Origin of the sequence: Herbiconiux sp. L3-i23, assembly GCF_023734115.1 — a bacterium.
Classification (GTDB): domain Bacteria; phylum Actinomycetota; class Actinomycetes; order Actinomycetales; family Microbacteriaceae; genus Naasia.
Map to the genome: position 1 here is coordinate 1,178,006 of NZ_AP025737.1, position 12,685 is coordinate 1,190,690.

The 12,685-nt window shown below is 70.5% G+C and carries 13 protein-coding genes; 7 read left to right on the forward strand and 6 right to left on the reverse strand.

Going from position 1 to position 12,685, the window contains the following annotated elements:
* Positions 1-49 precede the first annotated feature (49 nt).
* Entirely contained in the window at positions 50-1,369 is a 1,320-nt protein-coding gene (locus tag NGH83_RS05570) for an MFS transporter (RefSeq protein WP_251858069.1), read from the reverse strand.
* Positions 1,370-1,475: 106 nt separating this feature from the next.
* Here NGH83_RS05570 and NGH83_RS05575 point away from each other — a divergent pair, with 106 nt between their 5' ends.
* Both NGH83_RS05575 and NGH83_RS05580 read left to right on the forward strand, forming a co-directional pair.
* On the forward strand, positions 1,476-2,069 hold the full coding sequence (locus NGH83_RS05575; protein WP_251858070.1) for a TetR/AcrR family transcriptional regulator: 594 nt from the start codon (positions 1,476-1,478) through the stop codon (positions 2,067-2,069).
* 210 nt (positions 2,070-2,279) lie between these two features.
* A complete protein-coding gene (locus tag NGH83_RS05580; protein WP_251858071.1) occupies positions 2,280-2,465 on the forward strand; it encodes a hypothetical protein in 186 nt (61 codons plus the stop codon).
* Here NGH83_RS05580 and NGH83_RS05585 read toward each other — a convergent pair.
* On the reverse strand, positions 2,462-3,823 hold the full coding sequence (locus NGH83_RS05585; RefSeq protein WP_251858072.1) for a deoxyribodipyrimidine photo-lyase: 1,362 nt from the start codon (positions 3,821-3,823) through the stop codon (positions 2,462-2,464). The genes NGH83_RS05580 and NGH83_RS05585 overlap by 4 nt on opposite strands.
* 41 nt (positions 3,824-3,864) lie before the next feature.
* Between NGH83_RS05585 and NGH83_RS05590 the strand changes: the two genes are divergently transcribed.
* On the forward strand, positions 3,865-4,818 hold the full coding sequence (locus NGH83_RS05590; protein ID WP_251858073.1) for an alpha/beta fold hydrolase: 954 nt from the start codon (positions 3,865-3,867) through the stop codon (positions 4,816-4,818).
* Between the two features lie 9 nt (positions 4,819-4,827).
* Here NGH83_RS05590 and NGH83_RS05595 read toward each other — a convergent pair whose 3' ends face one another.
* From NGH83_RS05595 to ald, 3 genes are read right to left on the reverse strand one after another with little or no spacing between them, the layout of a single operon-like run.
* Entirely contained in the window at positions 4,828-5,754 is a 927-nt protein-coding gene (locus tag NGH83_RS05595; protein WP_251858074.1) for an alpha/beta hydrolase fold domain-containing protein, read from the reverse strand.
* A gap of 4 nt (positions 5,755-5,758) precedes the next feature.
* Complete coding sequence (locus NGH83_RS05600) at positions 5,759-6,436, reverse strand: ribonuclease H (RefSeq protein ID WP_251858075.1); 678 nt, start codon at positions 6,434-6,436, stop codon at positions 5,759-5,761.
* Between the two features lie 35 nt (positions 6,437-6,471).
* Positions 6,472-7,584: an alanine dehydrogenase gene (gene ald / locus NGH83_RS05605; RefSeq protein ID WP_251858076.1), complete on the reverse strand. Its 1,113-nt coding sequence runs from the start codon at positions 7,582-7,584 to the stop codon at positions 6,472-6,474.
* A 170-nt stretch (positions 7,585-7,754) separates the two neighbouring features.
* On the opposite strand from ald, the gene NGH83_RS05610 reads away from it, so the two are divergent.
* Both NGH83_RS05610 and NGH83_RS05615 read left to right on the forward strand, forming a co-directional pair.
* Positions 7,755-8,252, forward strand: a complete 498-nt coding sequence (locus tag NGH83_RS05610; protein ID WP_251858077.1) for an Lrp/AsnC family transcriptional regulator — start codon at positions 7,755-7,757, stop codon at positions 8,250-8,252.
* 151 nt (positions 8,253-8,403) lie between these two features.
* Positions 8,404-9,861, forward strand: a complete 1,458-nt coding sequence (locus tag NGH83_RS05615; RefSeq protein WP_251858078.1) for an HNH endonuclease signature motif containing protein — start codon at positions 8,404-8,406, stop codon at positions 9,859-9,861.
* A 21-nt stretch (positions 9,862-9,882) separates the two neighbouring features.
* On the opposite strand, the gene NGH83_RS05620 is transcribed toward NGH83_RS05615, so the two are convergent.
* Positions 9,883-10,536: a hypothetical protein gene (locus tag NGH83_RS05620; RefSeq protein WP_251858079.1), complete on the reverse strand. Its 654-nt coding sequence runs from the start codon at positions 10,534-10,536 to the stop codon at positions 9,883-9,885.
* 141 nt (positions 10,537-10,677) lie between these two features.
* On the opposite strand from NGH83_RS05620, the gene NGH83_RS05625 reads away from it, so the two are divergent.
* Together NGH83_RS05625 and NGH83_RS05630 are read left to right on the forward strand one after the other, a co-directional pair.
* The gene (locus NGH83_RS05625) at positions 10,678-11,955 is read left to right on the forward strand and encodes a sensor histidine kinase (protein ID WP_251858080.1); all 1,278 of its coding nucleotides are present in this window, start codon (positions 10,678-10,680) and stop codon (positions 11,953-11,955) included.
* Positions 11,952-12,647, forward strand: coding sequence for a response regulator transcription factor (locus NGH83_RS05630; RefSeq protein WP_251858081.1), 696 nt, complete (start codon positions 11,952-11,954; stop codon positions 12,645-12,647). Before NGH83_RS05625 ends, NGH83_RS05630 begins: the two co-directional genes overlap by 4 nt.
* The last annotated feature ends 38 nt before the right edge of the window (positions 12,648-12,685 follow it).

The window sequence follows — 12,685 nt, forward strand, 5'->3', positions numbered from 1 at the left end:
GCGGTTCGGTCGGTCGGGTCGGATGCGGTTCCGCGGCGGCTGCCCGCGATCACGGGACGGGCACGCGGGCGGGGGAGACGGCGCGCGTGATCTGCGCCCAGCGGGAGTCGCCTTCCCAGCCGATCTCGGGGATTCGCAGCACGGCGAGAGCGCCGAGGATTCCGAACAGGGCGAGCGTCACGTACAGGGCGGTGAAGCCGCCGACGGCGAGCAGGAACGGGGCGATGAACGGCACGAACGACTGCGGGATCGTGTTCGCCATGTTGATGATCGCGAAGTCCTTGCCCGCGTTCTCGGCGCTCGGCAGCACTCGCACGCAGAGCGCGCTGTCGATCGAGAAGAAGAGGCCGGTGCCGACCCCGAGCACGCCGACGGCGAGGTAGACGATCTCGAGCGACGGTGCGAGCGCGAGGAGCACGAGGGACCCCGCGGCGAGCACGCCGGCTGCGACGACGAACGGCTTTTGTCGGCGCAGACGGTCGGAGATCGGACCGGCGACGACGCTCGTCACCGCGAGCAGGCCGACCGAGATCAGCGAGAGCAGCAGCACGGCGCCGCCGACGGCCTCGGGCGCGATGCCGAAGCGGTCCATCAGATAGAAGGCGTTGTAGGTGCCGCTCGCGTAGGCGCAGGTGATGAGGAAGCGCACGAGCCAGGCCCAGCCGAACGCCGGGTGCTTACGCGGGTTCAACCAGAACGACTTCAGCAGTTCGACGAGGCCGAGACCTGCCTGACCCTGCGCCGGAACATGCTGAGGGTCACGCAGCAGCGCGACCGCGAGGAGACCGAGCACGACCGAGACGACCGCGATGACGCCCCACTGGACGAGGGGATCGGTGATCGCGCTGACCGCGGCGATGCCGAGGAGCGGCCCGAGTGCGGCGGCCAGGCCGATGAAGCCCGACACCGTTCCGCGTCGCAGCGGCGGCACCTGATCGGCGAGCAGCGCGCTGGTCGCGGCCTGCTGGAAGTTGAACAGCGTCTGGGTGATGCTCCAGACGATGACCACCTGCCAGATCTCGGTGGTGAAGCCGAGCGCGAAGACGGCGAGGGCGCCGCCGATCGCCCCGGTCAGGATCCATGTCCGCCGGCGACCGAACCGCGCAGCCGTGCGGTCGCTGATGCGGCCGGCGAGGGGATTCGCCACGAGGGCGAAGAGTGCGCCGACGCCGGTGATGACGCCGAACGCGGCGGCGGCTCCGTCTCCGGCGATGCGGGTGGTCTGCAGCGTGAGAAGCAGCTGCAGCGGGGTGAGCAGTGCGATCAGCGCGCCCACGTTCGACGACAGCATCACGGCGATGAGTCGGGGGAGCGGGGTGGCGGGATTGCGGGGCGATTCGTCGACGGCGGGGTCGAGGGAAACGGTCAAGACACACTCCTTCGTGCGGACTCCCGAAGTGGAAGTGGCTCTCACTATGGAGTGTCACCCGTCTTGGTGTCAATACCATCCGGGAGGCCGCTGATACCCTCGTCCCATGGGTCTCCGGGCGATGAAGGTGGCGCGTACGCGCGAGCAGATCGTGAGCATCGCGCTCGATCTCTTCATCGAGCAGGGTTACGACGAGACCACCATGGAGCAGATCGCCGAGAAGGCCGAGATCGGCAACTCGACGCTCTATCGCTACTTCCCGAGCAAGGATCTGCTGATCCTCGACCGGTTCACCCAGTCGTTCGAATTCGGGCGCCTGCTGCGCGAACGTCCCGAGACCGAACCGCTCGAGGTCTCCCTCGGCGAGGTCGTGCGCGAGTCGCTGCGGGCGTCGACGCTCGACGACGAGCGCTTCGCCGAACTCCGACGTCTCGTCGACAATGCGCCGGGACCGCGCGCGAAGCTGTGGGATCTCGTCGCCTCATCGACCCGCGACCTCGAGGATGCGCTCGCCGAGCGTCTCGATCGCTCCCCGGGCGACCTGCTCGTCGTGATGACCGCTCGGATGCTGTTCGCCGTCTACGAGATCGCGGGCGAGAAGTGGTGGTCCGGTGACCACCACGCCTCTCGCGAGGCGATCGTCGAGGATGTGCTCACCGACCTGGCCCGGCTGACGATCGTCCTTCCCGCGCCGAGCTGACCGCGCTCAGTCCAGCTGGACGACCACTCCGGTGGTGTCCTGCAGTACGGAGGCGACACCGACCTCGATCGCGCTGCGCACCCGGTCGGCGGACAGCGACGCCGGATCGAGGCCGTCGACGCCGAGACCGGTGCCGCGGAAACCTGCGCCAGGCCGGGACCGGGCGATCTCGACCCGCTCCCCGTCACCTCCGTCGTCGACGTGTGGGCGGTGCCGTGGACCCTGCTGCTATTCGTCCTGGTACTCGCCGGTGCGGTCGTCCTCGCGATCGTCCTCTCGCGGCGCTCGTCGCGGCGGCGGAAGCAGCAGGAGGACGCCCGCGTTCAGGAGGCCGTCGACCGGGCGCTGCGCGAGCGCGAGGCCGACTCCCCATCCGAGTCGATTCCGACCCCCTAACGGACGCTCTCCCACGCGTCGAGCGCACGCCGGCGCCCCTCCTTCAGATCGACGATCGGGGAGGGGTAGTCGGCGTCGCCAAGATCCGGTACCCACCGGTCGATGTACTCGCCGTCGGGGTCGAACTTCTCGGCCTGACGCTCGGGGTTGAAGATGCGGAAGTACGGCGCCGCGTCGACCCCGGACCCGGCGACCCACTGCCAGTTGAACGGGTTGCTCGCCGCATCCGCGTCGACGAGGGTGTCCCAGAACCACTCCTCGCCTTGCCGCCAGTCGATCAGCAGGTGCTTGACCAGGAACGACGCGGTCGTCATGCGGATGCGATTGTGCATGTGGCCGATGTGCCAGAGCTCGCGCATTCCGGCGTCGACGAGAGGGATGCCGGTGCGCCCGCTCTGCCAGGCGACGAGGTTCGCGGTGTCGAGCGGAGGCCACGGGAAGCGCTCGTACTCCTGTCGCCACGAGCGCCGGTGCAGCTCGGGGAAGGCGTAGAGGGTGTGCCAGGCGAACTCGCGCCACATCAGCTCCCGGCGGAACGTCGCCGCGCCCTCGGTTGTGCGTCGCGCCAGCGCATGCCACACCTGCGGTGACGAGAGCTCGCCCCACCGCAGGTACGGGCTCAGTAGGCTGGTCGCGTCGGCGGCCGGCCGGTCCCGCCCCTTCGCGTAGCCGGCGAGGTCGTCGTGCAGGAACGCGTCGAGACGCTCCCGCCCCGCCGCCTCTCCCGGCTGCCACGTTTCGCGCAGTCCGCCCGCCCAGTCCGGTTTCGTCGGGAGCAGTTCCCAGTCGCCGAGATCGTCACTCTGCGCCGCGGCGTTCGAGGAGCCTGTCGGCAACGCGTCGGGGGCGGCGAACGGCCTGCGTGGCGGGTTGTGCTCGAACCGGCTGCGGAGCGCGTTCGCGAACGGGGAGTAGACGCGGAACGGTTCGCCGGCGCCGGTCTCGATGTGCCACGGCTCGGTCAGCAATGACCCGGGGAGGCTGTGCACCTCGCGGCCGCTCTCATCGAGCGCGGTCTTCAGCTCGGTGTCGATGTCGCGCTCGGGTCCGCCGTAGCGGCGGTTCCAGACGATGAGGCCCGCGTCGATCTCGTCCACGACCTCGCGCACCACGCGGCCCGCGGGTCCGCGACGCAGCACGAGGGCGCCGCCGAGCTCGTCGAGTCGCCGGGCGAGCGCCTCGAGGGATCCGTGCAGCCACCACTTCGCCGCGCCGCCGAGCGGCCTGACGCCGTCGGACTCTTCGTCGAGGACGTACAGGGCGACCACCGGTTCGCCCCGCTCGACCGCCGCGTGCAACGCGGGGTTGTCGGCGACGCGCAGGTCGTCTCGGAACCAGACGAGTGTCGGGGACGGCATCGCGCCAGCATAGGGATGGCCGCTGACACCAAACCGACCGAGTGTCGGCGACGAATTCCCTTCTCGTGGAGCGCATGGTGACCGGTCAGGCGGACGGCCGCCGTCAGTCGGCGGAACTCGTGACCGACCCCGGACTCCTCGGCCTGCGCCGACTGGTGGTGCCGACCTCGGTCGGCTACGTCGTGGTGCATGTCGGCCGGGAGGCCGGGGGACCCGCGACGATCCTGCTGCACGGCGCCGCCGGGTCGTGGACGACCTGGTCGCCCCTGCTCGCCGAGTCGGACCGTGTCGGACGCCCGCTCACCGATGTCGTCGCCGTCGACCTGCCCGGCTGGGGCGAGTCCGCGGCGAGCGCCTCCATCGACGAGGTCGGCGACCTCACCGATGCGATCGTCGAGATCGCCGCGGCGCTCGGCTACCGCCACTGGAGTGTCCTGGGGCACTCGCTCGGAGGCCTCGTCGCCCTCGATCTCGCCGTGCGCGCCCCGCACGCCACCGTCTCCGTCGGACTCGTCTCGCCATCGGGCGCCGGCGTGCTCGACGCGATCCGCCGCCCTCTCCGCGGGGGCAGACGACTCCCGGGGCTCGCGGGCATGCTCGTCGCCATGCGTGCTCTGGCTCCCTTCGGTGCCGCGGGACGCGCTCTGATCCGCGGCCTGCACCGGGTCGGGCTGCTCGCGCCGCTCAGCCGTCCACTGTTCGCACGGCCCGCGTCGATCCACCCGTCGGTGATCGACGCGCTCTCCCACGAGATCCGACCCGGCGCGTTCGCGCAGGCGGCTCGGATCGCGAAGCGCTACCGCACCGAGGCGTGGAGCGCCGTGCGGTGCCCGGTCCGTTCGGTCCGCGGCGCGGACGACGTCTTCGCCGGTGAGCGCGACTGGGCCCTGTTCGCCGGCCTCATCGCCGACTACCGCGAGCTGCGACTCGAGAACGCGGGCCACTTCGCCGGGATCGAGGCGCCCACGGCGACGCTCGCCTTCCTCCGCGGCTGATCGCGGCGCTCAGCCGAGCAGTGCGCCGCGGAGCGCGTCCGCCTGCCGCTGCCAGAACTCGCGGGTGACCCGCTTGTTCCGGAAGAGTGCATCGAATCCATGGAACGCGCCGGGAACCGTCACCACGCTGCAGTCCACGCCGGCGTCCGCGAGACGCTCGGCGTAGGCGAGATCCTCGTCGAAGAAGAGATCGAGCGTGCCCACCCCGATCCAGGCGGAAGGGAGGCCGCCGAGGGCGGCGCGCCGCGCCGCTGAAGCGTAGGGCGGGACGACCGCGGAGCCGGGTTCGACTCCGAGATACGCGGACCATCCGTAGCGGTTGCTCTTCGGAGTCCATACCCGCACGTTCGTGGTGTCGATGTCGCGACGCAGCACCGTGCGGTCGTCGAGCATCGGATAGACGAGCAGCTGGAAGACGGGGGAGACCTCGCCGCGGTCGAGAGCGAGCTGGGCGAGGGCCGCGGCGATGCCGCCTCCGGCACTCGCTCCGCCGATCGCGATGCGCGTGGCGTCGATGCCGAGCTCGTCGGCGCGGGCGGCGAGCCCCGCCAGAGCGGCGTGCGCGTCCTCCACCGCTGCCGGGGCGGGATGCGCGGGCGCGAGTCGATAGCGGACCGCGGCCACCGCGATGCCGAGGGAGCGCACGAAGTCCACGTTCGTGCGGTCGTCCTGCTCGGGGCTGCCGAAGATCAGTCCGCCGCCGTGGATCCACAGCAGCAGCGGGATCGGACCCGAGCTCGACGCCGGTCGGAACAGCCGGACGCCGACCTCGGCTGCGCCGTCTCGACCCGGCAGCACCACCTCGTCGACGCGCACATCGGGGCCGGGATCGAGCGGCTTCGGCTTCGCGGTCGACAGCAGGCGGACGAGCCTCGGCCCCCACGAGAACTTGGGCAGGTACCGTGCGGCGGCGAGGTCCGGATGGAAGGCGCTCATCGACTCAGATGAGGGAACGCAGGAGGTCTTCGGGGCTTTGGCCGACTCCGCGCGCGCGGGTGACCAGACGGGTGTGCTCGTCTTCGGTGAGCTGCAGCGAGATCTCGTGCACCGGCTCGTTCTCGAGGTCGAACAGAGCGTCGGATGGTGCCGGGACGGCGACCCGCGTCGCGGCAGACACCGCGGGCGGCGCTGTCGTGACGCTCGGCGCCGCGACAGCGCCGGCGAATCCGGGCCCCTCCGGCACGGCGAGCCCGCGCTGGTACGCCTCAGCGGCGCCTCGTGCGCGCACATCGGCGGCCTCGTTCAATACATGCCCGACGTGACCCTTGACCCACTCGAAGCGGTAGCGGCGACCGGCGATCGCCTCGTCGATCTCCTGCAAGAGGTCGACGTTCATCACCGGCTTGCCGTCGCCCTTGCGCCAGCCCTTCTTCTTCCACCCCGGCATCCACTTGGTGACGGAGTTGATCACGTACTGGCTGTCGCAGAGGATCAGCAGGTCGTCGTCGACTCCCGCGGTGGCGCGGAACAGCTCGAGCACCGCCTTGAGCTCGCCCATGTTGTTGGTGCCGTGCTTCCAGCCGCCCGCCGACCAGTTGTCGTCGTCGATGTACCACGCCCACCCGGCGGGCCCCGGGTTTCCGAGAGCGGATCCGTCGGCGGCGGCGGTGATGGTCATCGCTCCATCGTAGGGCGGAGCTCCGACTCGGCCCGTCAGCCCGCGACGGTGGCGGGCTCGACCGATTGGCGTCCGAAGGCCGCGGCCACACCCGCGTTCGTGATCGATCCGGCGTGGGTGTTGAGTCCCTTCGCGAGGGCGGGATCGCGCCGGACGGCGGCGGCCCATCCCTCGTCGGCGAGTGACACCGCGTAGGGCAGGGTCGCGTTCGTCAGAGCGCGAGTCGAGGTCTGCGGCACCGCGCCCGGCATGTTGGCCACGCAGTAGTAGACGGAGTCGTGCACCCGGAACGTCGGGTCGTCGTGGGTGGTGGGGTGCGAGCCCTCGAAGCAGCCGCCCTGGTCGATCGCGATGTCGACGAGCACCGACCCGGGCTGCATCCCCGCCACCATGTCGTCCGTCACGAGCTTCGGCGCCGCGGCGCCCGGCACGAGCACCGACCCGATCACCAGGTCGGCGCGGGAGAGCTGCGCGCGGATCTCGTACTCGGTCGAGATGGCCGTCTCGAGTGCCGAGCCGAAGCGTGCCTGCAGGGCGCGCAGCCGCGGAAGGCTGACGTCGAGGACCGTGACGTGGGCGCCGTTGCCGAGTGCGTTGGCCGCTGCGTGCTCGCCGGCCACTCCGCCGCCGATCACGACCACGCGGGCGCCGGGAGTTCCCGCGACGCCGCCGAGCAGCGTTCCCCGTCCGCCGTGGGCGCGGGACAGGTGGTAGGCGCCGACCTGGGGTGCGAGCCGGCCGGCGATCTCGCTCATCGGGGTCAGCAGCGGCAGCGAGCGGTCGGGCAGCTGTACCGTCTCGTATGCGATCGCCGTCGTTCCCGCCGCCTGCAGAGCGTCGGTGAGCGGCTCGGACGCGGCGAGGTGCAGGTAGGTGAAGAGCACCTGATCGGCGCGGAGGTAGCCGTGCTCGGACTCGATCGGCTCCTTGACCTTGAGCACCAGTTCGGCGCCCCACGCGTCGTCGGCGCTCGGCACGATGGTGGCGCCCGCCGCGGCGAACGCGTCATCGGAGAGGTTGGAGCCGGCTCCCGCGCCGGTCTGCACGAGCACCTCGTGTCCGCGGCGGTGCAAGGCCTGGGCGCCCGCGGGCGTCAGGGCGACCCGGTTCTCGTTGTTCTTGGTCTCGGTGGGGACTCCGACGCGCATGGCGACTCCTTTAGGTGCTCCGCTGGTGAAGGCTCTGGGTTGCGCTCGTCCGGTCGTCATCGACGCGGCCGGCGGTGAGAACGAATATGCTCGTCCTTCGTTACAGGCGGATGTACGCCGCAGAAGATTCGGTGATGCGGAGAAATTCCGTTGAATCGGAGGGAACCCGCATGGCAGACGGCGTCGAATCGCAGGATCTTCGACCGCGCGACGGGCTCGACGAGGTCGATCGCGCCATCCTCGCGGCGCTCGCCGCAGACGGCCGCATGAGCAACGCCGCCCTCGCCGAGGCTGTCGGAGTCGCCGCGTCGACCTCGCTCGCCCGAGTTCGGGCGCTGACCGCGCGGGGTGTCATCTCGGGATTCCGGGCCACGATCGACCCGCGGGCCGTCGGGCGCGACATGCAGGCCCTCATCAGTGTCGCGATCCGCGCCGGCGCCCGCGCCAATATCGCGCGGTTCGCCGAGGAGATCCGCACGATGCCGGAGGTGATCCAGGTGTTCTTCCTCGGCGGCGCCGAGGACTTCATCGTGCACGTCGCGGCGCGCGATAGCGACGGCATCCGCGATTTCGTGCTCGAGGCGCTCTCGGCCAATCCGCTGGTGGCGTCGACGAGGACGAGCATGGTCTTCGACCACCACTTCATCGGGGTTCGTGTCGGCGACTGAGGTTTGCGTTCGAACACATGTTCGAATGTGTGCTATGATGAATGCACTTCGCAGTGCCGGCGAGGTGACCGGTCCGGGTTTCGGGTCGGCCTCATCTGTTGATGGGATCCGTCGGTGCGCCCGACGAGTCCCGAGACCGTCCGGGTAGGCGATGAGTCAGGCACACGACGAGCAACCGCAGCAGGACAGCCCGCATTCATGCAGCGGTGTCGAGTTCGTCGATGCTTTGACCGCCGGGCGCATCGTCGAGCGTGGACTCGCCGCCGAGCGCTATGCGCAGATCGACGGCTTGCGGCTCTGGTGGGAGACGAACCATGGCGCGAGCTGGAGCGCCTCCGATGACCTCGCCTGGCGCGACCTGCGCGCCGAAGTCGCCGCTTCCTTGGCGGTGCATGAGCGCACCGCCGAGTCGCTGCTGGGTTACGCGCGCCGACTCGTGCACCAGCTGCCCTCGACGCTGTCCCGGCTGAGCTCCGCGACGATCTCCGACCGGCACGCCCGCATCGTCGTCGACCAGTCGCTCGGGGTGCCGGCGCACCTGGTCGGCGAGTACGAGCGGCGGGTCCTCGAGCAGGCGGAAACGCTGCCGCCGTCGCGCTTCGAGAGGTTCGCTGCCGGTGTGGCGGCGTCGATCGAGCCGTCGGTAATGGTCGAGCAGCACCGCGAAGCGATGACCTCGCGGCGCGTCTACGCCGAAGCCGCACCCCATGGAATGGCCTGGCTGCACCTGCTGCTCGACGCTCCCGACGCCCTCGGCGGCCTCGCCGCCATCACCGGACACGCGCGCACTCTGCATCGCGTGCCGGGGGAGACCCGCACCCTCTCGCAGATCGAGGCCGACGTCGCTCGAGACCTGCTCGTCGACTCCATCGGCGTGGCGGCCACGCCCTCCGGCGGCGCCCCGGTCCCGACGCCCGCGGCGCAGCGCGGCGTGAAGGCCGAGGTCTACGCTCACGTTCCCGTCCTCACCGCGATGGGTGAGAGCGACGAGCCGGGCACTCTCGGCGGCTACGGCCCTATCGATGCGCAGACCGCGCGCGAGCTCGCCGGCACCGCATCGTCGTGGATCCGGCTCCTCACCGACCCCGCCGATGGCGCCGTCCTCGACTTCGGTCGCGACACCTATCGCGTACCGGCCGAACTACGCCGCTACCTCCAGGTCCGCGACGAGGTATGCCGATTCGTTGGCTGCACCAGGGCCGCGAAGTACTGCGACCTTGACCATACGGTTCCTTGGGTCGAAGACGGTGAAACGATCGCCGCGAACCTCGCGAACTTCTGCCGTGGGCATCACCTGGTGAAGAGTCGCGGTCGGTGGAAGATCGACAACCACGGCGACGGCGTCATCCGGTGCACCTCACCCACCGGCAAGGTCTACGAGACAAGACCCGCGGCGATACTGCCGCGGAAGAGCGGCGTGCGGTTCGTCGATGTGGACGACGAGCCCGATCCAGGCGGAACAGACCGAGCGCCGTCGACCATCCGAGAGGTGCTCCACCGGAAGTTCGGTCGCGACGATCCAGCCCCTCCGCCTCCCTCGGCGCTCACCGGCGATGTCGAACCAGAAGCCACCCCGCCCACACCAGCCGACGGTTCCGCGCCGTTCTGACCGACACCGAGGGACTCCGGCTCACCGCCCCCAGGCGGACGCGGGTGCCTGGACGACCGGGACCGGCGTCTGCGACCAATGGCTGCCGTTGCCGTAATGGCTCGTCGCCCACGGCGACGCCCAGATGGCCGCCTCGATCTGCGCGGTCGGCGCCGACGCGGCGAAGCCCGCTCGGATATCCGCGTAACCGGAGTGATTGAGGAGATTCTCGGCCGCCATCTCGGCGGCGGTGACGAGCGTGTCGTAGCTGCCGAGACCCGAGCCGCCACCGGATCCGTATCCGTTGTTGAGCGGATTGTTCCGGTTCCACCAGTCGGGCGGCCCGTTCTCCTGCCGCATCCACCGGGTGAAGACCGCGACGTTCGAGTCGGTGACCGGCCAGCCCGCGTCGAGCAGCACGAGCTTCGCCCAGTCGTGGTTGGTGCCGCCCTGGATATAGGTGTCACGCCCGGCGGTCGCGCCGTACGCATCGCGGGCGACATCCCCGAGCACCGCGTCGGCCGACACGGTGAGCCCCTGCTCGCCGATCACGGCCGGGTTCTCGGAGGCGGACGCGTCGGCGACGGGCGGGGGAGGCGCGATCGCGAACGTCGCAGCCAGGAGGAAGGCGCCGAGCATGGTCGCGGCGGCGAAGAGGCCGTGGCGTGCAGCGCGACCGCGCGTTGCTGTGCCCATCTCACCTCCCGCAGTCGAACGAACACAGCACTGTAAGCCCGTCGGCTGGGAATGGCGAGCGGATCAGGTCCTCTTCTCCTGGGCGTGCGCCGCCCCACCGGGTGCGCATGCCGCCGGGACGCATGGGATAAGACTTGAGTCATGCCAGCAGCTCGGAAGGACAAGCCGCCACGGCCGCCACGGCCACCGCGTGCGTGGCGCCGCGTCGCTGCCGGCGCACTCGCGCTACTGTCTCGGCTCGAGCCGGTCACCGCGCTGGTGACTCTCGCGACGATCGCCGCGATCAGCCTGGTCGCCACGTCGACCCCGATCGCCGCGACCGTCTACCAGGTGCCGCTCGTCGTCGCTTTCGCCCTGTGCCTGCTGCACGCCGCGTCGCTTCCCGTCGCGGTCGTGCGGCCGACGATCGCCGTTCCACTGTCGCTCGGAACCGCGCTCGGGTTGCAGAGCTTCGGAACCGTTCCGGAGGCCGCAGCCTGGCCCTGGTGGGTGGTGCTCATCGTCGGGCAGTCGCTGGTGCTGCTGATCGTCGCGCTCCGCAGCTCGTGGCGCCTCGCGACAGGTGCCTGGTTCCTCTCGGTCGCCGCGCCCGCGGTCCTCGCCATGGTGCGCCATCCCGAGCGTCTCGATCCGAGCTCCATCAACCTCGTCGTGTTCGCCTCCATCGGCGGCACCTCGGTGCTCATCGGAGTGGTCCTCGCGCAGTGGAACGAGATCCGAGCGCAACTGCTGCGGGAGCGCTCGCTCACCGTCGAGGAGTACTCGAGGCGTCGCCTCGTCGAGGACCGCGCACGGATCGCGCGGGAGCTGCACGACGTCATCGCCCACGGCCTGTCGATCATCAATGTCCAGTCGACGACCGCCAAATACCGGAATCCAGGGCTCGACCCCGCGGTGGAACGCGAGTTCGACGAGATCGCCGCCTCCTCCCGGCAGGCGCTCGGCGAGATGCGGGCCCTACTCGGGGTGCTGCGCGACTCGGGGCCGAGCGAACAGGCACCGCAACCGGGCCTCGGCGACGTCCCGGACCTCGTCGTGCAGGCCGAGCGTGCCGGTGCGCAGGTGCGACTCGACTGGTTCGAGGGCGACGCCGTCGAGGACGTGACCGAGCTGGTCGGACTCGCCGCGTACCGGATAGTGCAGGAAGCTCTCAGCAATGCGATCCGCCATGCGTCAGGGGTACCCGTGCGGGTGCGCGGGCGGCGGGACGACAGCCTGATCAGGGTGGTCGTCGAGAACGACGGCGGCACGACACGCGACCCGGCGACCGCCGGCAGCGGCTTCGGCCTCGTCGGTATGCGGGAGCGCGCCGAGAGCGTCGCCGGGACGGTCACAATGGAGGACACACCGGGCGGTGGGTACGTGGTCGAAGCCGTGCTCCCCGTGCGCGGTGCCGACCAGGAGAGCGAACGACCATGACCACCAGCGCAGGCGCCGCCCGCGCCGCGATCACGGTTCTGATCGCCGACGACCAGGCGATGGTCCGAGCAGGATTCTCGGCACTGCTCGCCGCGCAGCCCGACATCGACGTGCTCGGCGAGGCCCGCGACGGTGCCGAAGCCGTCGCGATGGTCGACGCGCTCCGCCCCGACGTCGTGCTCATGGATGTCCGCATGCCGCTCCTCAACGGTATCGAGGCGACGCGGCTCATCACCGCTGCAGGGGAGTCGGCGCCGCGGGTCCTCATGCTGACCACGTTCGATATCGATGACTATGTCTACGACGCGCTCCGGGCGGGAGCGAGCGGATTCCTGCTAAAGGACGCGCTGCCCGAGGAGCTCGTCGGCGCAGTCCGTGTCGTGGCACGCGGCGACGCCCTGCTCGACCCAGGGGTCACCCGGCGGGTCATCGAGAGCTTCGCCACGGCGCCGGGACGCCCGCGCGAGGCGCCGGCGGCGCTCGCCCAGCTCACCGGACGCGAGCGCGAGGTGCTGACCGAGGTGGCGAAGGGGCTGTCGAACGGCGAGATCGCCGAGAGCCTATTCATCGCGGAGCAGACGGTGAAGACCCACGTCAGTCGTGTATTCGGCAAGCTCGGCATCCGCGACCGCGCCCAGGCGGTGATCGTCGCCTACGAGTCCGGACTCGTGGTCGCCGGCAGCCCCTCATGAGGTAGCGCGCGGCGCACCCCTACGGGGGTACTACCGCA